The following is a 20,989-nucleotide window of genomic DNA, read 5'->3' as shown; positions in this document are numbered from 1 at the left end:
TCCCCTGATTCTCAATCACGGCCAAGGCGTGCGAGGGCCGCGGTCGCGACCGGTACTTAGCTTAGGCATACCTTAGTCACGGCCCGGCACAGGGGTCCACGGAAAGTCGGTAACGGGTTAGGTAAGGCTCAGCTCACCCTTCAGCTCACCGGGCGCGAATCCGCCCAAACCCCCTCGAACTCCTCCCGGTAGACCTCCAACAGCCCCGGCTCGCCGTCCTTCGCCGCCTCCGGATCGGGGGCGGCCCGCAGCACCAGGGCCGGCGACTCGATCCCCCGGGCCCGGCGCAGGTACGGCTGCACCACCCCGAGGTCGCCGGTGCGGCGGCGGGAACCGGGCACCCGGGCGCCCTCCACCAGGTAGGCGGTGAACCGCGGGGTCTCGTCGAAGACCCGGATCTCGAAGCCCCCCGGATCGCGCAGCCGGGCCCGCACCCGGCGCACGTGCATGATGTTCATCTCGATCGAGCGGGCCAGCTCGCCGCGCCCCAGCCCCAGCTCCCGCTCGCGCCGGCGCACCGCGCTGCTGGCCGGGTTGAGGAAGAGCAGCCGGGCCCGGCAGCCGTCGGCGGCCAGCTTCACCAGCCGCTTCCCGGTGAAGTTCTGACAGAGCATGCCCAGCCCGATGCCGATCGCGTCCAGCCGCCGGGCGCCCTCCAGCAGGTCCTCCACCGGCAGGTCGCGCTGCAGCCGCACCCGGTCGGCGTGCACCGCGGCGACGTCCGCGTACCGCCCGGCGACCAGCTCCTCGATCACGTCGGCGGGCAGCCCGCCGGCTGCGGCCGGCCGGCCGTCCAGCAGGCCGAGCACCCGGGCGGCGGCCCGCTCGGTCTGCGCCAGCACGGTGGCCGACAGGCTCCGGTTGCGCGAGACCACGTGCCGGGCGACCTCCAGCTCGTCCAGCGCCAGCTCGATCTCCCGCCGGTCGTCCAGGTACGGCTCGAAGCACGGCCAGTGCTGCACCATCAGCTCGCGCAGCTGGGGCAGGGTCAGGAAGACCAGCGGGTCGTCGTCGTCCGGGTCGAGCAGGAAGCCCTTGCGCCGGCTCACCTCGCGCACGGCGGCGGCCCGGCGCACCCACTCCTCGCCGACCGGCCCGGCCGCGGCGGTCACCCAGTCGGCGCCGTGCGCGGGTGCGTAGACCGGGCGGAGCAGTTCGTCCAGCAGGGAGCGCAGCCGCTGCTCGACCAGGTTGAGCCAGACGTACGCCCGGCCGGTCAGCCGAACGCGTTGGTAGGCCCGCTGCCACTGGTCGCCGCTCCAGGCCGCGGCGGGCGGCTCGGCGGAGCCGGGCGGGCCGGGCAGCAGGCGTCCGCCGCCGGGCGAGCCGAGCAGCACCGTCGGCGCCTCGGCGCGCGGCCCGGGACCACCTCCGAGCAGGGGTCCGTCCGGCCATTCGTCGGCGGGGAACCCCATGCGCTACCTCACCTCTAGGCCGCCCCTCCCCGAGCGGAGGCGACGTGACGATCAAGGGTACTGCCGACCCGGTCGGCCGGGCAGTCCGTCGACGACCCCGAGTGGACGGACCGTCAGGAAGCGCGGCCGGCCGGACACCCGTTCGGGCGAAAGCGAGCCGAAAGGGCGTCAGAAACCCTGCGGAACGGCAACCATGCCAGTGACAGTGTGTCAGTCGGCGGTGTGCCGCGCGCGACCCCAGGGAAGTTGAGGCTCATGCAGGTCTGGCCAGGCCAACCGTACCCGCTCGGCGCCACCTACGACGGGGTGGGCACCAACTTCGCGGTCTTCTCGGAGAGCGCGGACCGGATCGAGCTGTGCCTGCCGCACCCGGACGGCTCCGAGCAGACCGTGGAGCTGCGCGAGACCGACGCCTTCGTCCGGCACGCCTACCTGCCCGGCATCCAGCCCGGGCAGCGCTACGGGTTCCGGGTGCACGGCCCGTACGACCCGGCGCGCGGGCAGCGGCACAACGCGGCCAAGCTGCTGCTCGACCCGTACGCCAAGGCGATGAGCGGCACCATCGACTGGGACGAGTCGGTCTACGGCTACCACTTCGGCGCACCCGAGCGCCGCAACGACCTCGACTCGGGCCCGCACACCATGCACTCGGTGGTGATCGACCCCTGGTTCGACTGGGGCAACGACCGGCCGCCGCGCACCGAGTACCACCGCTCGGTGATCTACGAGGCGCACGTGCGGGGCCTGACCATGCGTCACCCCGGCGTCCCCGAGGAGATCCGGGGCAGCTACGCCGCGCTGGCCCACCCCGCCGTGATCGAACACCTGTGCAAGCTCGGCGTCACCGCGATCGAGCTGATGCCGGTGCACCAGTTCGTCCGCGACCACCGGCTGCGCGACCTGGGGCTGTCCAACTACTGGGGCTACAACACCATCGGCTTCTTCGCCCCGCACGGCTCCTACTCCTCGCTCGGCGACGGGGGCCGGCAGGTGCAGGAGTTCAAGTCGATGGTCAAGGCACTGCACGCGGCCGGCATCGAGGTGATCCTCGACGTGGTCTACAACCACACCGCCGAGGGCAACCACCTGGGCCCGACGCTCTCGATGCGCGGCCTGGACAACGCCTCCTACTACCGGCTGGCCGCCGACCGCCGCTACTACACGGACACCACCGGCACCGGCAACAGCCTGCTGATGCGCTCCCCGCACGTGCTCCAGCTGATCATGGACTCGCTGCGCTACTGGGTCACCGAGATGCGGGTGGACGGCTTCCGGTTCGACCTCGCGGCCACCCTGGCCCGGCAGTTCCACGAGGTGGACCGGCTCTCCTCGTTCTTCGACCTGGTCCAGCAGGACCCGGTGGTCTCCCAGGTCAAGCTGATCGCCGAGCCCTGGGACGTCGGCGAGGGCGGCTACCAGGTCGGCAACTTCCCGCCGCTGTGGACGGAGTGGAACGGCAAGTACCGGGACACCGTGCGCGACCTGTGGCGCGGCGAGCCGGCCACCCTGGCCGAGTTCGGCTCCCGGCTGACCGGCTCCTCCGACCTCTACCAGCAGGACGGCCGGCGTCCGATCGCCTCGATCAACTTCGTCACCTGCCACGACGGCTTCACCCTGCGCGACCTGGTCTCCTACAACGAGAAGCACAACGAGGCCAACGGCGAGCAGAGCCGGGACGGCGAGTCCTTCAACCGGTCCTGGAACTGCGGCGCCGAGGGCCCGAGCACCGACCCGGTGGTGCTCGGGCTGCGGGCCCGCCAGCAGCGCAACTTCATCGCCACCCTGCTGCTCTCCCAGGGCGTGCCGATGCTCTCGCACGGGGACGAGCTCGGGCGCACCCAGCGGGGCAACAACAACGCCTACTGCCAGGACAACGAGCTCTCCTGGGTGGACTGGCCCGGCGACGCCCAACTGCTGGAGTTCACCCAGGGCATGGTCTGGCTGCGCCGCAACCACCCGGTCTTCCGCCGCCGCCGGTTCTTCCGCGGCCGCCCGGTCGCCGGGATGCGCGACGAGCTCACCGACATCGCCTGGTTCACCCCGGCCGGCGTGGAGATGACCGAGCGGGACTGGAGCACCAGCTTCGCCAAGTCGCTCACCGTCTTCCTGAACGGCTCGGCGATCTCCGAGCCGGACCGGCGCGGCGGGCGGATCCGGGACGACTCGTTCCTGCTGATGTTCAACGCGCACCACGAGTCGCTGCAGTTCACCGTGCCCAAGGACCTCGGGGAGCGGTGGCGGGTGGTGGTGGACACTACCCTCCCGACACTCCCGACCCCGGGGACCGGGCCGGAGGTGGCCGGCGGGGACGGGATCAAGCTGACGGACCGTTCCCTGCTGGTGCTCCGCCGACCGGCCAAGGGGTGAGCGCACCGGCCGGTCGGGCCAAAACGGTCGTACCGGGCGGGGCGAGCGGGTAGCAATGGGGTGTGACCACCCGTGCCCCCTGGCCGACGGCCAGTTACCGGTTGCAGCTGCAGCCCGCGTTCACCCTGGCGGACGCCGAGGCGGCCGTGCCGTACCTGGCCGGCCTCGGCGTCTCCCACCTGCACCTGTCGCCGCTGCTGGAGGCCGCGCCCGGCTCGACCCACGGCTACGACACGGTCGACCACGGCCGGATCAGCGAACAGCTCGGCGGCGAGCGGGCGCTGCGGTCGCTCGCCGCCGCGGCCCGGGCCCACGGCCTGGGGCTGATCGCCGACGTGGTGCCCAACCACATGGCCGTGCCGGTGCCCGAGCGGCTCAACTCGCCGCTCTGGCACGTGCTGCGCGACGGGCCCGGGTCGCCGTACGCGCGCTGGTTCGACATCGACTGGGCCGCGCAGGGCGGCCGGGTGCTGCTGCCGCTGCTCGGCGACCGGCTGGGCGCGGTGCTCGAACTCGGCGAGCTGAAGGTGGACCAGGACACCCTGCGCTACTACGACCACGTGCTCCCGCTGCGCCCCGGCACCGCCGGGCTGCCGCTGCCCGAGCTGCTGCGGCGCCAGCACTACCGGCTGGCCTGGTGGCGGCTGGCGGACCAGGAGCTGAACTACCGCCGGTTCTTCACCATCAACGACCTGATCGCGCTGCGGGTCGAGGACCCGGAGGTGTTCGCCGCCACCCACGGGGTGCTGCTGCGGCTGCGGGCCGAGGGGGTGCTGGACGGGTTCCGGGTGGACCACCCGGACGGTCTGGCCGACCCCGCCGGCTACCTGGCCCGCCTCGCCGCCGCCTCGGGCGGGGCCTACACGGTGGTGGAGAAGATCCTCACCGGCACCGAGCGGCTGCCGGCCGACTGGGCGTGCGCGGGGACCACGGGGTACGACGCGCTGCGGTACGTCGACGGGGTGCTCACCGACGGGGCGGGGGCCCGGCGGCTGGCGGCGCTGTACGCCGAGTACACCGGGGTGCGGGGCGGGGCGGCGCAGGCGGCGCGGGTCGGGCGCGCGGAGCTGGTGGCGGGCGAGCTGGCGGCGGAGGTCAGCCGGCTGGTGCGGCTGGCGGGGCGGATCGGAGCGGCGGAGGTCGAGCTGGCCGACTTCTCACCCGAGGCGGTGCGGGAGGCGCTGCGCGAGCTCCTCGCGCACTACACCGTCTACCGCCCCTACTGGCACGCCACCGAACGCACCGTCACGACACCGGCCGACGCGCGCCAGTTCGTCGAGCTGCTGACCCAGGGTCACCTCGGCTCCAGCCCGGCGAAGGACGAGTTCCGGGCCCGGTTCGCGCAGACCGCCGCCGCCGTGGCCGCCAAGGGGGTGGAGGACACCGCCTTCTACCGCTACCACCCGCTGCTCAGCCTCAACGAGGTCGGCGGGGACCCGGCGCACCCGGGAGTCGAGCCGGCCGACTTCCACGACTGGTGCTGCTGGCTGGAGCAGCACTGGCCGCACACCATGACGGCGCTCTCCACCCACGACACCAAGCGCAGCGCGGACGCCCGGGCCCGGCTCGCGGTGCTGGCCGAGCTGCCGGAGCGCTGGGTCGAGGAGTGCACCGCCTGGTCGGCGCTGGCCGGCGGGCTGGCCGACCGCAACGCCGAGTGGCTGCTCTGGCAGACCCTGGTGGCGGCCTGGCCGATCCCGCCCGAGCGGCTGGTCGGCGTGCTGCTCAAGTCGCTGCGCGAGGCGAAGCAGGCGACCCGGTGGACGGCGCCGGACCCGGCCTACGAGGCGGCGGTGACCGACTACGCCCGACGGGTCCTGGCGATGCCCGAACTCGTGCACCGGATCGACGGGTTCATGGCCTTCCTGGAGCCGTTCGCGCAGTCCAACTCGCTCTCGGCGGCGCTGCTGCACCTGACCCTGCCCGGCGTCCCCGACCTCTACCAGGGCTCCGAGCTGCCACTGCACACCCTGGTCGACCCGGACAACCGCGCGGTGGTGGACTTCGGCGCCCCGGCGACCGGCGAGTTCGCCCGGCGCAAGCTGCACCTGACCCGCACCGCACTGGGCCTGCGCCCCTCGCTGGGCCCGTACCGCGCGCTGGCCGCCGACCCGCACCTGGTGGCCTTCCGGCGCGGGCCGGAGGTGACGGTGCTGGCCCCCCGGCTGCCCTACGCGCGGGCCACCCGGGCCGAGCCGCTGCGATGCGAACTGGCGGGTCGCTGGCGCGACTTGCTGTCCGAAACCGAGTTCACCGGCGCCGTGACCGGCGCCGCCCTGCTGGTCCGGGAGGCATGAGACGTGGAGTACCGGGTGTGGGCCCCCGCGGCGCGGCGGGTCGAGGTCGAGGTGGACGGCAGCGGGCACCCGCTGCGCGCCGCCGAGGGCGGCTGGTGGCAGGGCGAGGCGCCGGCCGGCCGCTACGGGTTCCGGCTGGACGGCGGGCCCGCGCTGCCCGACCCGCGCTCGGCCCGGCAGCCCGACGGTCCGGACGGACCGAGCCTGCCGGTCGACCACGCCGCCTTCCGCTGGTCCGAAGTCCCTTGGCACGGCAGGCCGCTGGCCGGCTCCGTGGTCTACGAGCTGCACATCGGCACCTTCACCCCGGCCGGCACCTTCGCCGCCGCCGAGCAGCACCTGGACCACCTGGTCGCGCTCGGCGTGGACTTCGTGGAGCTGATGCCGGTCTGCCCGTTCCCCGGCGTCCACGGCTGGGGCTACGACGGGGTCGCCCCCTGGGCCGTGCACGAGCCGTACGGCGGTCCCGAGGGGCTCAAGCGGTTCGTCGACGCCGCGCACCGCAAGGGCCTCGGCGTGATCCTCGACGTGGTGCACAACCACCTCGGCCCGTCCGGCAACCACCTCCCGGCCTACGGCCCCTACTTCACCGAGCGGCACCACACCCCGTGGGGCGCGGCGGTCAACCTGGACGCGCCCGGCTCGGACGAGGTGCGCGCCTACTTCCGGCAGAGCGCGCTCGCCTGGCTGCGCGACTACCGGGTGGACGGCCTGCGGTTGGACGCGGTGCACGCCCTGGTGGACGACCGGGCGGTGCACTTCCTGGAGGAACTGGCGATCGCCGTCGACGAGTTGGCCGTCTCGCTGGGCCGGCCGCTGTTCCTGGTCGCCGAGTCCGACCTGAACGCGCCCCGGATCACCGACCCCCGGCAGGCCGGCGGCCACGGGCTGGCCGCCCAGTGGAGCGACGACTTCCACCACGCGCTGCACACCGCCGTGACCGGCGAGACCCAGGGCTACTACGCGGACTTCGGGCGGGCGCCGCTGGCGGCGCTGGCCCGGGTGCTGACCCGGGGGTGGTTCCACGACGGCACCTGGTCCGCGTTCCGCGGACGCCACCACGGCCGGCCGTTCGCCACCGCGTACGGGCACCGGCTGCTGGGCTACGCGCAGACCCACGACCAGATCGGCAACCGCGCGGTCGGCGACCGCCTGTCCGCCGGCCAACTGGCCCTGACGGCGGCGCTGGTGTTCTGCTCGCCGTTCACGCCGATGCTCTTCATGGGCGAGGAGTGGGGGGCCTCGACGCCCTGGCAGTACTTCACCGACCACACCGACCCCGAGCTCGCCGAGGCCGTCCGGCAGGGCCGGCGGCGGGAGTTCACCGCGCACGGCTGGGCGGCGGAGCAGGTGCCGGACCCGCAGGCCCGGGCCACGGTGCTGGCGTCCACCCTGGACTGGGCCGAGCCGCGCTCCGGCGAGCACGCCGAACTGCTGCAGTGGTACCGGCAGTTGATCCGGCTACGGAAGGCCTCTCCGGAACTCTGCGACCCCGACCTGCGGCGGGTGCGGGTCGACTTCGACGAGGCGGCCGGCTGGTTCACCCTGCACCGGGGAAAGTTCGCGGTGACGGTGAACTTCGGCGAGAAGGAGGCGGAGGTGCTGTCCGGTGCCCCGGTGCTGAGCTGGGGAACGGTGTCGGGTACCCGCCTCGGCCCCCGGTCCTGCGTGATCACGGCCGCAGGAAACCCGCCAGCTTTCCCTTGATCCCCTCCGCGTCGAGACCGTAGGCACGCAGGTGCTCGTCCATCTCGCCGTAGTGGCGGTGCTCCGCGCGCGGGACGCCGAGGGCGAGCACCCGGTGCGGCAGGTCGGCGAGCGCCTCGTGCGCGGCGTTGGCGGAGGTGCCGGCCAGGTAGGGCTCGACCAGGACCACGTCGGTGCTGCCCGCGGCGCGCAGGGCGGCGGCGTCGAACGGGCGGATCGAGGCGGCGTAGAGCACGGTGACGTCCATGCCCTCGGTCGCCGCGAGGACGGCGTCCAGCATCGGGCCGACGGCGACGACCGTCGCCCGCGTGCCCTGACGGACCGTCAGGAACTCGCCCGGGACGACCTGCCGCGCTTCGGCGTTCTGGTGGTTCGACAGCCGCACGTAGACGTTGCGGTTGCCGTCGGCCACCGCGTGCCGCAGCAGCACCTCGGCCTCGTCCGGGTGGCCGGGCACGTGCACCGTCCAGTCGGGCAGCGTGTCGAGCAGCGCCACGTCCCCGGGCGACATGTGGGTGCGGCCGCCGGCCGGCCAGTCGTACGAGCCCAGCGCGCTGACCAGCACCGCGCCGACCCCCTGGTGGCTCAGGTCCAGCTTGATCTGCTCGAAGGGGCGCTCGACCAGGAAGCTGGCGAAGGTGTGGGCGATCGGGCGCATCCCGGTCAGCGCCAGTCCGCCGGCCACACCGATCATCAGCTGCTCGCGGATGCCGACGTTGAGCACCCGGTCGGGGTGGGCCTCGGCGGCCCGGCCGAAGGAGGAGGCGCTGATGTCGGCCAGCACCAGGGCGGCGCGCGGGTCCTCGTCGAGCAGCTCGGTGGTGACGGTGATGAAGCGTTCGCGCATGGTGTCCACGGGTCTCTTCTCCTCTTTCAGTTCTTGGGCTCGACGCGGGCGATGACGGCGTGCGGGCGGTCGGGGTGGGGCGTGGTGTAGGCGGTGTACAGCGCCTGGTGGTCGTGCCCGTCCACGGTGGCCGTGGACCAGCCGTGCGCCTCGAACCGGGCCGCGATGCCGCCGGACCAGCCGTGCGTGGCGGAGGAGTTGTCGATGACGATCGCGTGCAGCCGCGACAGGCCGAGCGCTCCGGCGTAGGCGAGCGCCTCGTGGTTCGAGCCCTCGTCGAACTCGGCGTCGCCGATCAGCGTCCAGGTGGCCGCCTCGCTCCCCTGAGCCCGCAGGCCGAGCGCCGTGCCGACGGCGAGCGGCAGCCCGTGGCCCAGCGAGCCCGAGCCGATCTCGGCGGCCGGCAGCAGCATCCGGTCCGGGTGGTGGCCGAGCGGGGAGTCGTACGCCCCGAAGGTTTCGAGCCACTCCTCGGGCATCAGGCCCTTGGCGGCGAGCACCGCGTAGTAGGCCATCGGGCCGTGGCCCTTGGAGAGCAGGAACCGGTCCCGGTCCGGGTCCCCCGGCTTTCCGTAGAGCACCCGGTCGTAGAGCACCCAGAGGGCGTCGAGGGTGGAGAGTGCCGCCGGGCCGTGCTTCTCGGCGCCGGTCATCCGCCCCATCAGCTGGGGCAGGTCCGTGTAGGTCCTGGTCATGGGGAAGACTCTCCTACCTCAAGTGCACTTGAGGTCAAGCCTCCTTTCCGACGCCCGGCGATCTTCGTCACCGTCAGGTCCCAGCGGCGCAACGGGGCCGCCATCGGGGCCGCTCGCCGGCCCGCCCCGGCGTAGCGTGGGTGACTGCTTCACATCCAACGGGGGGTCGGAATGCGGTCGTCGCGACCGGTGCGCATCACGTGGTGGCTGACGGTCGGTCAGCTGACGGTCTGGACGGCGGTCATGATCGGCTTCGTCGCGCTGTACGTCTGGATCGCCCGGCAGACCTACGCCCCGGGCGCCGGGGCGGGGGCACTCGCCGGTCTGATCTGGCTGGTCATGATGCTGCCTGCCGCGGCCTTCGGCGTCGCGCAGCTGATCGCCTGGTCCGCCGCCCTGACCAGTTGGCGCCGCGGGCGGACCGACGCGGCCGACCGGATCCGGGTCGCCGCCGTGCTCACCTGCGCCGCACCGGTCCTGCTCGCCCTCACGCCCGGCTGGATGCTGCCGCACCAGCTCTACGCGGTGGCCGGTGCCGCCGCGCTCGCCGCCCTCGGGCTGGCGGCCGCCCGGACCGTGCGGCACCCCGACGCCCTGGCCCGGCTCACCGCCCCGCCACGCAAGCCGCGCAAGCCGCTGCCGGACTGGCTGGCCCCGACCCGCCACGACTGAGCCCACCGGCGCAGGCGCACCTACCGCTCCCGCCCGGGCATCGGGTAGTACGGCGCGTCGATCGTGAAGGTGGCCAGGTAGGCGTGCGAGTCCGCCCGGGCCAGCCCGGCGGCCGCCACGGCCTGCTTCGCGACGTAGACCGCCCGGTCGGGCGCGGTGCACTCGACCACCCCGCCGGCCGCGGCGTCCGTCCGGCACGGCATCGGCTCGACGTCCGCAGCGCCCGCCGCGGCCCGCGTCACCCGCAGCGTCAGCCGGGTCTGCGGCAGGGCGGGGCCGAGCCTGCTGTAGGTCCTGGCGACGGGCACCGGCGCGCTCCCGCCGAGCGCCGGGGTGCCACCGCCCCACCCCAGCGCGGCGACCACCCGGTCGATGTCGGCGAGGCGGTCCCGCAACTCGCCGTCGAACCCGAGGTAGAGCGTGACGCTGCGGCCGCAGGTGACCGGCCCCCAGTAGCTGAACGGGCCCAGGCCCCGGCCCAGATCGGCCCCGCACTCGTCCACCACGGCCGTCCCGCCCGCCTCAGCCCAGCCCAACCCGTTCTTCAACGAACCGATCTGACGGTCCGTCAGACTTGCGGCGGACTGACCGAGCGCCCGGGTGCCCGAAGCCCGCGCCACCGCCGCGACGTCCGGCGGCGAGGGGCGCACCAGGTGGTAGGCCCACCAGCCCACCCACCCGACCAGCAGCAGCACCGCCCCCAGGCAGGCGAGCACCGCCCGCCCCGGTCCGCCCCCGGACCCGCCCCCGTTCGCCATGCCGCCATCCTCCGGCCGCACCACCCGCGCGGAGAAGCCCGGTAGCGCATAGGAGTCGCAACGGTTCGATCACCACTCAAGCACTCCGGCGCGCCCGGCTACCATCCCCGCATGACCACCCCCCTGCGCGACCGCCTGAGCATCGGCGAACTCGCCGCCCGCAGCGGCATCGCCCACTCGGCGCTGCGCTACTACGAGGAGCTCGGCCTGATCCGGGCCGAGCGGACAGCCGGCGGGCGCCGGACCTACGCGCGCCAGACCCTGCGCCGGCTCGCCTTCATCAAGGCGGCGCAGACGGTCGGCCTCTCGCTGGAGGAGGCCCGGGAGGCGATGGCGGACCTGCCGGCCGAACGCTCCCCCAGCATGGACGAGTGGCGCCCGGTCGCCACCGCCTGGCAGGAGCGGATCGACGAGCAGATCGCCGACCTCCAACGGCTGCGCGACCACCTCACCGGCTGCGTCGGGTGCGGCTGCCTCTCGCTCGGCCGCTGCGCGCTCTACAACCCGCAGGACATCCAGGGCGCGCAGGGCCCGGGCGCGCGCAGGCTGCTCCCGAAGCGCGAACGCTGACCCACCGTCCAACCGTCCGAGGTCACCGAACTGACGGCGCCCCAGCCGCGTCCTACAAGATCGTCAGAGACCGCTCACCCCAGGAGAACCCATGGCCGTCGTCCACCACACCACCGTCAGCCCGAGCAAGGTGGAGCTGCTCACCGAATGGCTGCCCGCGCAGAGCTGGTACCGGGGCACCGGCGCGGCCCCGCGGCTCGCCAAGGCCGGCGGCTTCCGCCTGGACGACCCGGCGGGCGAGGTCGGCATCGAGTTCCTGGTCGTCACCGACACCGCCGACGCCGAGCCGGTCAGCTACCTGGTCCCGATGGCCTACCGCGGCGAGCCGCTCCCCGACGCCCCGACCGAGGCCCTGGTCGGCACCGCCGAGCACGGCGTGCTCGGCACCCGCTGGTTCTACGACGGCGGGTACGACCCGGTGGTGCTGGCCCAACTCGCCGCCCTGCTGCGCGGCGAGACCACCGCCCAGCACCAGGACGAGAGCGACACCCCCGAGCCCACGGTCACCGTCACGCCCGACCCGCGGGCCACCGCGGCCACCGTCCGGCTCACCCGCGTGCTGACCCCGGCCACCACCGGCCCGCTCACCGCCGGCTGGACCGGGCCCGACGGCGCCCCGACCCGCTCCGCCTTCGCGGCCACCGCCGGGTCCTGAGCCGGGCGCGGAACGAGAAGGTCCCCGGGGAGGAAGCCTCCCCGGGGACCTTGGCGTTCACCGGCCGCTAGTTGCCGTTGCCGCCACCGTTGCCGTTCCCGTTGCCACCGCCGTTGCCGCCACCGTTCCCGCCGCCGTTGCCGCCGCCCGGGTTGTTCGGGTCACCGCCACCGGGGTTCGGGTTCTGCGCCGGCGGGGAGGGCAGGCTGACCGGGTTGAACGACGTCGCGGGGACGCCGGACAGCGCACCGCTCATCGCCACCTTCCAGATCGGGCCGGCCACCTGGCCACCGAACGCCTGGTCGATGCTCTGGCCGCCGAGCCGCTGGCCCTGCAGCGCCTTCTGCGCGCCCATGTCGCTCACCACGGTGGCCCCCACCATGTCGGGGGTGTAGCCGACGAACCAGAGCTGCTTGCCCTCGTTGGTGGTACCGGTCTTGCCGGCGCTGTCGCGGTCGCTGAGGCCGAGGCCGGCCGCGGTACCGCCGTCGGCGACCACGCCCTTGAGCATCTGGGTGATGCTGTCCGCGGTGTTCGGCGACATCACCGAGCCGCAGTTGCTCGGCGGCACCGCGATGTTCTTGCCGTCCGGACCGGTCACCGAGGTGACCGCGGTCGGCGCGCAGTAGGTGCCGTGCGCGGCGAAGGCGGCGTAGGCGGACGCCATGCCCAGCGGGGTCAGCGCGTTGACGCCGAGCACCATCGACTGGACCTCCTGCAGCGGCTCTCCGCCGGACTGCTTGACGATGCCCATCCGGTTGGCCATCTGGATCACGTTGCAGAGGCCGGCGTTGGCCTCCAGCTGGGCGAAGTAGGTGTTGATCGACATCGCCAGCGCCTGGGGCATCCCGATGTCGCCGGCCTCGCTCGTCGAGTCGTTGTGCACCTGGTCCTTGGAGATCTCCCGCTTGCCCTGGCAGTCCGTCATGTTGGGCCACGTCATGCTGTACGGCACGTTGTAGTTGGTGTCCGCGCCGAGACCGCCCTCCATCGCGGCCGCGGCCACGATCGCCTTGAAGGTCGAGCCGGTCGGGAAGCCCTCACCGCCGCCCATCGACTTGTCGACGTTCAGGTTGAGCGTGGTCTGGGTGTTGGGGTCCAGACCGTAGGGACGGCTCTGACCCATCGCCAGGATCTTGCCGGTGCCGGGCTGCACCATGGTCATCACCGCGACCGGCGTGTCCGTCGTCTTGGTCTGGGTGGAGAGCGACTTGTTCAGCGCGTCCTGCGACTTGGGGTCCAGGGTGGTGTGGATCTGCAGGCCGCCGCGGCTCCACAGCGCCTGCCGGTCCGCCGCCGTGGCGCCGAAGGCCGGCTGGCTGAGCACCAGCTTCTTCACGTAGTCGCAGAAGAAACCCTCGCCGTTCTTGGCGGTGATGCAGCCCTGCTGCGGCCGGCTGACGGTGAGCTGGATGTCGGTCTTGATCGCCGCGTCCGCGTCGGCCTGCGAGATGCTGCCGTACTGGGCCATCTTCTTCAGGACGGTGTCGCGCCGCTCCTTGGCCGCGTCCTTGTGCAGGATCGGGTCGTAGTTGGTCGGCGACTGCTCGATGCCGGCCAGCAGCGCGGCCTGCGGCAGGGACAGCTGGCTGGCGTGCACGCTGAAGTACCGCTCGGAGGCCGCCTCGACGCCGTACGCCTGCTCACCGAAGAAGGTGATGTTCAGGTAGTTGGTGAGGATCTGGTCCTTGGTCAGGGTCTTCTCCACGCCGATGGCGTAGCGCATCTCCTGGAGCTTGCGGCCGACGGTCTGCCGCTGCGCCTCGGCGACCTTGGCCGGGTCGTCGCCGGCCTCGTCCACGAAGACGTTCTTCACGTACTGCTGGGTCAGCGTCGAGGCGCCCTGGGTGCCACCGCCGCCGGCGTTGTTGCTCAGCGCACGCGCGATGCCCTTGGGGTCGATCGCGCCGTGCTGGTAGAACCGGTTGTCCTCGATGTCCACCAGCGCCTTGCGGACCAGCGGCGAGATCTGGTCGGCCGGAACCACGGTGCGGTCGCGGTCGTAGGCCATGGCTATCAGGTTGCCGGAGGCGTCGTAGATCGACGAGGCCTGGGACAGCGGCGGGGCCTTGAAGTCGTCGGGCAGGCTCTCGAAGCCGTCGGCGGCCGCCTTGGCCCCGAGCCCGACTCCCCCGACGAACGGCAACGCCATGCCGGCCAGCAGCACACCGGCGGTTCCGCTCACCAGCAGGAAGCGGATGCTCAGTGCGGTGAGCGCGATCGGGCCGCGGACACGGGTTGAATTCTTTGACTTCACGTCAGCAGAGTACGGTCCGATTGTGGGAAAACCGTCCGGGGGTCCCCCGTGCTCGTAACAACCTCGCTACAACCGGCGCGTTCGCGTGCTTCGCGCCCTTTTGTCCCTTTCGGCACGGCAGTTCACCGAACCGTGCCTCAACGCGCCCCGGTGAGCTGCTCCCAGACCGCCCTGACCCGCTGCTCCAGCTCCTCCAGCGTGCCGTTGTTCGCCACCACCAGATCGGCCACCGCCAGCCGCTGTTCCCGGGAGGCCTGGGCGGCCATCCGCGAGCGGGCCTCGGACTCGGCCATGCCGCGCAGCCGGACCAGCCGGTCCAGCCGCACCTCCTCGTCCGCGTCCACCACCACGACCCGGTCGTAGAGCGGGGCCAGCCCGTTCTCGGCGAGCAGCGGCACGTCGTGCACCACCACGGCGTCCGGCGCGGCGGCGGCCTCCAACTCGGCGGAGCGCTGCCGGACCAGCGGGTGGACGATCGCGTTCAGCGCCTTCAGCCGCTCGGGGTCGGCGAAGACCACGGCACCGAGCGCGGGCCGGTCCAGCGACCCGTCGGCGGCCAGCACCCCCGCGCCGAACTCGGCGACCACGGCGGCCAGCCCGGGCGTGCCGGGGGCCACCACCTCGCGCGAGATCAGGTCGGAGTCCACCAGCACCGCGCCGTAGGAGACCAGCAGCTTGGAGACGGCGCTCTTGCCCGCCCCGATGCCGCCCGTGAGTCCGATCTTCCGCATGGCGGCAGCCTATCCCCCCGTCCCGCCACGCGGACCTACCCAGCGGAACTGCACAGCTGCGCTGTATACGACCTGGGTAGAGTGACCCCCATGAGCACCGACCCCGACCCGCTCCGGCTCGCCACCGAGCTGCGCACCACCATCGGCGAGCTGGTCCGCCACCTGCGGGACACGGAGTCCGCGCTCCCCCAGCCGCAGGCCGCCGCACTCGGCCTGCTGGTCCGTGAGGGCCCGCACACCACCGCCGAACTGGCCGACCGTCAGCGGGTCCGGCACCAGTCGATGGCCCGCACGGTGTCCCAGCTGCGCGAGGCCGGGCTGATCCGCCAGGAGCCGCACCCGACCGACGGCCGCAAGCTGGTGCTGCACGCGACCGAGGCCGGCACCGCCGTGCTCCAGGAGCAGCGGCGCCGGCGCGAGGACGTCATGGCGGCCGCGATCGAACGCGAACTGAACGCCGAGGAGCGCCGGCTGCTCGCCCGGGCGGTCCCGCTGCTGCGCCGGATCGTCTGACCCGGGCCCGACCTCCGCCGACCGTTCGTCCGGGATCCGACACCTTCCGCCGCCGCGCGCGTTGTCCAGGTCGCTCCACCGACCGATCGCCCGAAGGACCGAGGGAAGAGAACCGTGACCGCCTCCCTGCGCAACTCCCTGCTCGTCGCCGCCGCGCTCTGCGGCCTGCTGCTCGCCGGTGCCGGCAGCGCCGCCGCCTGCGCCAGCGGCGACGTGGCCGCCGCCCTGAACTCCGACTTCGGCAACGCCTGCGTCAACGGCGGCTGACCGACCGGACCCTCACAGCTGCCCCCAGCCTCCGGCCGGGGGGACCCCCATCGCCGCCGCGCGCCCGGCCACCACCGGCGTGCGCGGCGCCGGCACGGCCGCACCGGACGCCTCCGCCTCCAGCGGCGGCAGTTCCACGTGCTCGCGCAGCCCGTACCGCCGGTAGAGCCGCTTCAGCGGGGCCGGCGCCCACCAGTTGAACTCGCCGAAGAACGACATCGCGGCCGGCACCAGCAGGCAGCGCACCAGCGTGGCGTCCACCGCGACGGCCACCGCCAGCGCGATGCCCATCTCCTTGACCATCAGCATCTGCCCGGCCGCGAACCCGGCGAAGACGATCACCATCAGCAGCGCGGCCGAGGTGATGATCCGTCCGCTCTGCTGCAGGCCCACCTGGACGGCCTGTTTGCAGCCGTACCCCTGGTCCTTCAGCTCCTTGATCCGGGCCAGCAGGAAGACCTCGTAGTCCATCGACAGCCCGAACGCGAAGGCGAAGACCAGCACCGGGACGAAGGTCTCCAACCCCCCGGTCGGGGTGAAGCCGAGCAGCCCGGAGAACCAGCCGTGCTGGAACACCAGGGTCAGCGCGCCGAGCGAGCAGCCCAGCGAGAGCACGTTCATCAGCAGCGCCTTGACCGGCATCACCACCGAGCCGGTCATCAGGAAGAGCAGCACCAGCGTGCCGACCGCGACCAGCCCGAAGGCCCACGGGCCCCGGCTGATCAGCTCGTGCTGGAAGTCCACCACGCTGGCCGCGTCCCCGGTCACGTAGGTCGTCAGCCCGCCCCGGTGGTCGCGCAGCTCGCCGACCACCTGCTTGGCCTGCGCGCCCTGCGGGTCGCCGTGCACCAGCACGTCGATGGTGCTCACCTGCGGGCTGACCTCCTGCACCGCCCGCACCCCGGACACGCCCGGCAGCTTGGCGACCACCTGGTCCGCGTACTGCGCGGCGGCCTGCTCGCTGCCCTGCACCACGACGGTCACCGGGGCCGGCGCGGCCTGCGGGAAGTCGGCCGTGATCGTGTCGGCCACCTGGCGGCCGGCCGAGCTGGTCGGCAGCGCGGCGACGCCGGTGGACCTCATGTCGGCGCCGAGGAACGGCGCGCCGGCGGCCATCAGCAGCGCCACGCAGACCAGCGCCACCGGTACCGCCCGGCGCTGCACCAGCCGGACGGTGCGGGCGAAGAAGCCCTCGTCCGGGGTGCGCTGCTTGGGCGGCTTGATCCGGTGCCCGGCGAAGCCGAGCAGCGCGGGCACCAGGGTGAGCGCGGCCAGCACGGCGATCACCACCACGCTGACGCCGGCCGCGGCCACGGCCGAGAAGACGGGGCTGGTGAAGACGAAGAGTCCGCTGAGCGCGACGGCCACGGTGAGCCCGGAGAAGGCGACGGTGCGCCCGGCGGTGGCGGCGGTGCGCTCGATCGCCTCGTCCAGCCCGGCGCCCCGCCCGCGTTCCTCCCGGAACCGGTTGACCATCAGCAGCGCGTAGTCGATCGACAGGCCGAGGCCGAGCACGGTGGCGATCGGCAGCACCGAGGTGTCCAGGTCCATGATCCGGCTGAACCCGAACATCGCCAGCAGCGCGCCGCCCACCGAGGCGACGGCGCCGATCACCGGCAGGCTGGCCGCGGCCAGCCCCCCGAAGACCAGGACCATCACCACCAGGGTCAGCGGCAGCGTGACGATCTCGCCGAAGGTGGTGTCGGACTGGGTCTGCGCCTTGATCTCGTTCTGCACCACCAGGTCACCGCCGACGGTGACGTGGGTGCCGGGCGCCTGGATCCCGGTCAGCCGGTGGCTGACCGCCTGCTGCTGGGCGGTGGTGGAGGCGTCGGTCATCCGGACGTCGACCAGGCTGCTGTTCCCGCTGGCCGAGGTCAGCGCGGCCGCCTGCCCGCCCTGGTAGGCGTCGGAGACCGAGAGCACGCCCGGCAGTTTGGCGATGTCCTGCGCGGCACCGGTGACGGCGGTGCGCACGGCGGGGTCGTCCACCGGCGGCCCGGCGACCACGGCGGTGATGGAGCCGGCCGAGGGGTCGGCGGCGGCGACCACCGAGGTGCCCTGGGCGGATTCGGCGCCGCCGGAGGCGGTGTGGGTGACCGAGCCCTCGAAGACCCGGCCGCCGATCAGCACGCCGAGCGCGAGCACGGCCACCCAGAAGGCCAGCACCCACCGTCGGTGCCGCCGGCAGGCACGGCCCAGGGCGGCGAGGCGGCCGGGGGCCGCGGTGGCGGGGGTGCGGGGGGTGGCAACGAGGCGCATCAAGCGGATCTGCCTAGCGTTCGGGACGGGCGGAACCCGTCGGGCGACTCCTCCCAAGCTAGGTGTTTGGCCCTAAAAGACCCATAAAAACGGAATGAGCCCCTCGTCACAGAGCCATCCGCAGTGAATCAAGGACCGTCCGCACACGGACCGATGATCTTGCCGGAGTGTCCGGGAACGCAGTGGGCCCCACCCGGAATCCCGGGTGGGGCCCACTGTTGTGCAGCTATTCAGCTACCGCTGTGCGAGCTCAGCTCTGGCCGCCGGCCAGCTTCTCGCGCAGGGCGGCCAGGGCCTCGTCCGAGGCGAGGGCGCCGGCGCCCTCGTCCGAGGAGGACGAGTAGTTGCCACCGGCGGCGGCGGCAACAGCGTCGCCACCCTCGGCAGCGGCCTCGGCGTCGGCCTCGCGGCTCTTGATGACCTGGGCCTGGTGCTGCTCGAAGCGGGCCTGCGCCTCGGCGTACTGGCGCTCCCACTCCTCACGCTGCTTCTCGAAGCCGGGCAGCCAGTCGTTCGCCTCGGGGTCGAAGCCCTCCGGGTAGATGTAGTTGCCCGCGTCGTCGTAGGACGCAGCCATGCCGTAGAGGGTCGGGTCGAACTCGACCGAAGCCGGGTCGGCACCGAGCGACTCGTTGGCCTGCTTGAGCGACAGGCTGATCCGGCGGCGCTCCAGGTCGATGTCGATGACCTTGACGAAGATCTCGTCGCCGACCTGGACGACCTGCTCCGGGATCTCCACGTGGCGCTCGGCCAGCTCGGAGATGTGGACCAGGCCCTCGATGCCCTCGTCCACGCGGACGAACGCACCGAACGGAACCAGCTTGGTGACCTTACCCGGGACGACCTGACCGATCTGGTGGGTCCGGGCGAACTGCTGCCACGGGTCCTCCTGGGTCGCCTTCAGCGACAGGGAGACGCGCTCGCGGTCCATGTCAACGTCGAGAACCTCGACGGTGACCTCCTGGCCGACCTCGACGACCTCGGACGGGTGGTCGATGTGCTTCCAGGACAGCTCGGAGACGTGCACCAGGCCGTCCACGCCACCCAGGTCCACGAAGGCACCGAAGTTGACGATGGAGGAGACGACGCCGGAGCGCACCTGGCCCTTCTGCAGGGTGGTGAGGAAGGTCTGGCGGACCTCGCTCTGGGTCTGCTCCAGCCAGGCACGGCGGGACAGGACCACGTTGTTGCGGTTCTTGTCCAGCTCGATGATCTTGGCCTCGAGCTCCTTGCCCACGTAGGGCTGGAGGTCGCGCACGCGGCGCATCTCGACCAGGGAGGCGGGGAGGAAGCCGCGCAGGCCGATGTCGAGGATGAGACCACCCTTGACGACCTCGATGACGGTACCGGTGACGATCCCGTCCTCTTCCTTGATCTTCTCGATCGTGCCCCAGGCGCGCTCGTACTGGGCGCGCTTCTTGGACAGGATCAGACGACCCTCCTTGTCCTCCTTCTGGAGGACCAGGGCCTCGATCTCGTCACCGACGGAGACGACCTCGTGCGGGTCGACGTCGTGCTTGATCGAGAGCTCGCGGGACGGAATGACGCCCTCGGTCTTGTAACCGATGTCGAGGAGCACCTCGTCACGGTCGACCTTCACGATGATGCCCTCGACGATGTCGCCATCGTTGAAGTACTTGATGGTCTCGTCGATCGCCGCGAGGAAGGCTTCCGCGTCGCCGATGTCGTTGACCGCGACCTGCGGGGTGGTGCTGACAGAGGTGTCGGTGGGGCTCGTCATTAGGAAAAGGGCTCCGGTACGGACATGAAGTCGTAGGTAATGCCACGCGGGGGCCCGTATTCGCTCCCACCGAAAAGCCCGTGGGGTCTTCGACAGATGCGAGCGCGACCTGCTCCGTCCGAGGCGCGCAGGCCCGCAGCGCAACTTGTAGCATACGGGGACACCCGGGCACGGTCAACGTCGAAGACAGTGAGACCGGCACAGGCAGGTACGGATCAGGCCATATCCTCCAACTGCGCACGCACCGGGACCGCCAGGACTCGGCGCGGGGCGGCAGCTGCCGGGACCTGAATCCCCGGATGCCACCGCGTGAGGTTCCACGCAGCGGCGCTTTCCGCAACCCCTAGCCTACGCGAGGCCGGCCATGACTCTGGACACCACCCCCGACGACGACGAGCTCGCGCTGCGCCGGCCCGCTGCGGCCGAGGAGAGCAGCCGGGCCAGCCGGCAGTGGTGGGACCGCAACGCCGACGAGTACCAGGAGGAGCACGGCGAGTTCCTCGGCGACGACCGGTTCACCTGGTGCCCGGAGGGCCTGGACGAGGCCGCGGCCCAGTTGCTCGGCCCGACCGCGGAGCTGGCCGGGCGGCGGGTGCTGGAGATAGGCGCGGGCGCCGCGCAGTGCTCGCGCTGGCTGGCCGCCCGGGGCGCCCTCCCGGTGGCGCTGGACATCTCGCTGCGCCAGCTCCAGCACTCCCGGCGGATCGACGAGCAGCGCGGCACCGCCCCGGTCCCGGTGGTGCAGGCCGACGGCGAGCAGCTGCCGTTCGCCGACGGCGCCTTCGACCTGGCCTGCTCGGCCTACGGCGCGGTGCCGTTCAGCGCCGACACCGCCCGGCTGATGCGCGAGGTGCACCGGGTGCTGAAGCCGGGCGGGCGCTGGGTCTTCTCGGTGACCCACCCGATCCGCTGGGCCTTCCCGGACGAGCCCGGGCCGGAGGGCCTGACCGCCACCTCCTCCTACTTCGACCGCACCCCGTACGTGGAGCAGGACGCGAACGGCCGGGCGACCTACGTCGAGCACCACCGCACCGTGGGCGACCGGGTGCGCGAGCTGGTGGCGGCCGGCTTCACCCTGCTCGACCTGGTGGAGCCGGAGTGGCCGAACCGGCTGACCGAGGCCTGGGGTCCGTGGAGCCCGCTGCGCGGCCGGCACCTGCCGGGGACGGCGATCTTCGTGGCCCGCCGGGGCTGAGCCCCGCCCGGCCTGAGCCCCGCCGAATCTGAATACTGTG

Annotated in this window: 17 protein-coding genes; 9 read left to right on the top strand and 8 right to left on the bottom strand. The window is 72.7% G+C overall.

From position 1 onward, the window contains the following. Positions 1–140: 140 nt before the first annotated feature. Positions 141–1,415 (bottom strand): SAV2148 family HEPN domain-containing protein, encoded by a 1,275-nt coding sequence (locus tag FHX73_RS22065; RefSeq protein ID WP_246213644.1) that lies wholly within the window; start codon positions 1,413–1,415, stop codon positions 141–143. 255 nt (positions 1,416–1,670) lie between these two features. On the opposite strand from FHX73_RS22065, the gene glgX reads away from it, so the two are divergent. From glgX to treZ, 3 genes are all read left to right on the top strand, one after another. Further along, on the top strand, positions 1,671–3,782 hold the full coding sequence (glgX, locus tag FHX73_RS22060; RefSeq protein ID WP_145906655.1) for a glycogen debranching protein GlgX: 2,112 nt from the start codon (positions 1,671–1,673) through the stop codon (positions 3,780–3,782). Positions 3,783–3,844: 62 nt separating this feature from the next. After that, on the top strand, positions 3,845–6,079 hold the full coding sequence (gene treY / locus FHX73_RS22055; RefSeq protein ID WP_145906654.1) for a malto-oligosyltrehalose synthase: 2,235 nt from the start codon (positions 3,845–3,847) through the stop codon (positions 6,077–6,079). 3 nt (positions 6,080–6,082) lie between these two features. Next, on the top strand, positions 6,083–7,786 hold the full coding sequence (treZ, locus tag FHX73_RS22050) for a malto-oligosyltrehalose trehalohydrolase (protein ID WP_145906653.1): 1,704 nt from the start codon (positions 6,083–6,085) through the stop codon (positions 7,784–7,786). Here treZ and FHX73_RS22045 read toward each other — a convergent pair. Then, positions 7,752–8,642, bottom strand: coding sequence for a transketolase family protein (locus tag FHX73_RS22045; RefSeq protein WP_145906652.1), 891 nt, complete (start codon positions 8,640–8,642; stop codon positions 7,752–7,754). The two genes, treZ and FHX73_RS22045, sit on opposite strands and share 35 nt — an antisense overlap. A 17-nt stretch (positions 8,643–8,659) precedes the next feature. Further along, positions 8,660–9,328 (bottom strand): thiamine pyrophosphate-dependent enzyme, encoded by a 669-nt coding sequence (locus FHX73_RS22040; protein ID WP_145906651.1) that lies wholly within the window; start codon positions 9,326–9,328, stop codon positions 8,660–8,662. Between the two features lie 189 nt (positions 9,329–9,517). On the opposite strand from FHX73_RS22040, the gene FHX73_RS22035 reads away from it, so the two are divergent. Continuing rightward, the gene (locus FHX73_RS22035) at positions 9,518–10,000 is read left to right on the top strand and encodes a hypothetical protein (RefSeq protein ID WP_145906650.1); all 483 of its coding nucleotides are present in this window, start codon (positions 9,518–9,520) and stop codon (positions 9,998–10,000) included. A 20-nt stretch (positions 10,001–10,020) separates the two neighbouring features. Here the strand turns inward: FHX73_RS22035 and FHX73_RS22030 are convergent, their stop codons facing one another. Beyond that, the gene (locus FHX73_RS22030; protein WP_145906649.1) at positions 10,021–10,758 is read right to left on the bottom strand and encodes a hypothetical protein; all 738 of its coding nucleotides are present in this window, start codon (positions 10,756–10,758) and stop codon (positions 10,021–10,023) included. Between the two features lie 111 nt (positions 10,759–10,869). On the opposite strand from FHX73_RS22030, the gene soxR reads away from it, so the two are divergent. Both soxR and FHX73_RS22020 read left to right on the top strand, forming a co-directional pair. After that, complete coding sequence (gene soxR / locus FHX73_RS22025) at positions 10,870–11,328, top strand: redox-sensitive transcriptional activator SoxR (protein ID WP_145906648.1); 459 nt, start codon at positions 10,870–10,872, stop codon at positions 11,326–11,328. A 91-nt stretch (positions 11,329–11,419) separates the two neighbouring features. Then, entirely contained in the window at positions 11,420–11,983 is a 564-nt protein-coding gene (locus tag FHX73_RS22020) for a maltokinase N-terminal cap-like domain-containing protein (RefSeq protein WP_145906647.1), read from the top strand. Between the two features lie 67 nt (positions 11,984–12,050). On the opposite strand, the gene FHX73_RS22015 is transcribed toward FHX73_RS22020, so the two are convergent. Next, entirely contained in the window at positions 12,051–14,240 is a 2,190-nt protein-coding gene (locus tag FHX73_RS22015; protein WP_246213643.1) for a transglycosylase domain-containing protein, read from the bottom strand. A 137-nt stretch (positions 14,241–14,377) separates the two neighbouring features. Beyond that, complete coding sequence (gene coaE / locus FHX73_RS22010; protein ID WP_145906646.1) at positions 14,378–14,971, bottom strand: dephospho-CoA kinase; 594 nt, start codon at positions 14,969–14,971, stop codon at positions 14,378–14,380. Between the two features lie 90 nt (positions 14,972–15,061). On the opposite strand from coaE, the gene FHX73_RS22005 reads away from it, so the two are divergent. Both FHX73_RS22005 and FHX73_RS44845 read left to right on the top strand, forming a co-directional pair. Next, positions 15,062–15,484, top strand: a complete 423-nt coding sequence (locus FHX73_RS22005) for a MarR family winged helix-turn-helix transcriptional regulator (protein WP_145906645.1) — start codon at positions 15,062–15,064, stop codon at positions 15,482–15,484. Positions 15,485–15,598: 114 nt separating this feature from the next. Next, complete coding sequence (locus FHX73_RS44845; RefSeq protein WP_170304995.1) at positions 15,599–15,751, top strand: hypothetical protein; 153 nt, start codon at positions 15,599–15,601, stop codon at positions 15,749–15,751. A 12-nt stretch (positions 15,752–15,763) separates the two neighbouring features. Here the strand turns inward: FHX73_RS44845 and FHX73_RS22000 are convergent, their stop codons facing one another. Both FHX73_RS22000 and rpsA read right to left on the bottom strand, forming a co-directional pair. Next, positions 15,764–18,013: an MMPL family transporter gene (locus tag FHX73_RS22000; protein ID WP_246213877.1), complete on the bottom strand. Its 2,250-nt coding sequence runs from the start codon at positions 18,011–18,013 to the stop codon at positions 15,764–15,766. Between the two features lie 250 nt (positions 18,014–18,263). Then, a complete protein-coding gene (rpsA, locus tag FHX73_RS21995) occupies positions 18,264–19,754 on the bottom strand; it encodes a 30S ribosomal protein S1 (protein ID WP_145906643.1) in 1,491 nt (496 codons plus the stop codon). Positions 19,755–20,118: 364 nt separating this feature from the next. Between rpsA and FHX73_RS21985 the strand changes: the two genes are divergently transcribed. Beyond that, complete coding sequence (locus tag FHX73_RS21985; protein WP_145906641.1) at positions 20,119–20,949, top strand: class I SAM-dependent methyltransferase; 831 nt, start codon at positions 20,119–20,121, stop codon at positions 20,947–20,949. The last annotated feature ends 40 nt before the right edge of the window (positions 20,950–20,989 follow it).

Source organism: Kitasatospora viridis (assembly GCF_007829815.1).
GTDB classification, from domain to species: Bacteria; Actinomycetota; Actinomycetes; order Streptomycetales; family Streptomycetaceae; genus Kitasatospora; species Kitasatospora viridis.
The sequence above is the reverse complement of the archived record's forward strand: the minus strand, read 5'-3'. Positions and strand labels throughout refer to the sequence as shown.

Bases quoted from the DNA above. Each gene is read 5' to 3' on its own strand.
- FHX73_RS22065 (WP_246213644.1), bottom strand. From the start codon at position 1,415: ATGGGGTTCCCCGCCGACGAATGGCCGGACGGACCCCTGCTCGGAGGT.
- glgX (WP_145906655.1), top strand. From the start codon at position 1,671: ATGCAGGTCTGGCCAGGCCAACCGTACCCGCTCGGCGCCACCTACGAC.
- FHX73_RS22040 (WP_145906651.1), bottom strand. From the start codon at position 9,328: ATGACCAGGACCTACACGGACCTGCCCCAGCTGATGGGGCGGATGACC.
- FHX73_RS22030 (WP_145906649.1), bottom strand. From the start codon at position 10,758: ATGGCGAACGGGGGCGGGTCCGGGGGCGGACCGGGGCGGGCGGTGCTC.
- soxR (WP_145906648.1), top strand. From the start codon at position 10,870: ATGACCACCCCCCTGCGCGACCGCCTGAGCATCGGCGAACTCGCCGCC.
- FHX73_RS22020 (WP_145906647.1), top strand. From the start codon at position 11,420: ATGGCCGTCGTCCACCACACCACCGTCAGCCCGAGCAAGGTGGAGCTG.
- coaE (WP_145906646.1), bottom strand. From the start codon at position 14,971: ATGCGGAAGATCGGACTCACGGGCGGCATCGGGGCGGGCAAGAGCGCC.
- FHX73_RS22005 (WP_145906645.1), top strand. From the start codon at position 15,062: ATGAGCACCGACCCCGACCCGCTCCGGCTCGCCACCGAGCTGCGCACC.
- FHX73_RS22000 (WP_246213877.1), bottom strand. From the start codon at position 18,013: ATGCGCCTCGTTGCCACCCCCCGCACCCCCGCCACCGCGGCCCCCGGC.
- rpsA (WP_145906643.1), bottom strand. From the start codon at position 19,754: ATGACGAGCCCCACCGACACCTCTGTCAGCACCACCCCGCAGGTCGCG.
- FHX73_RS21985 (WP_145906641.1), top strand. From the start codon at position 20,119: ATGACTCTGGACACCACCCCCGACGACGACGAGCTCGCGCTGCGCCGG.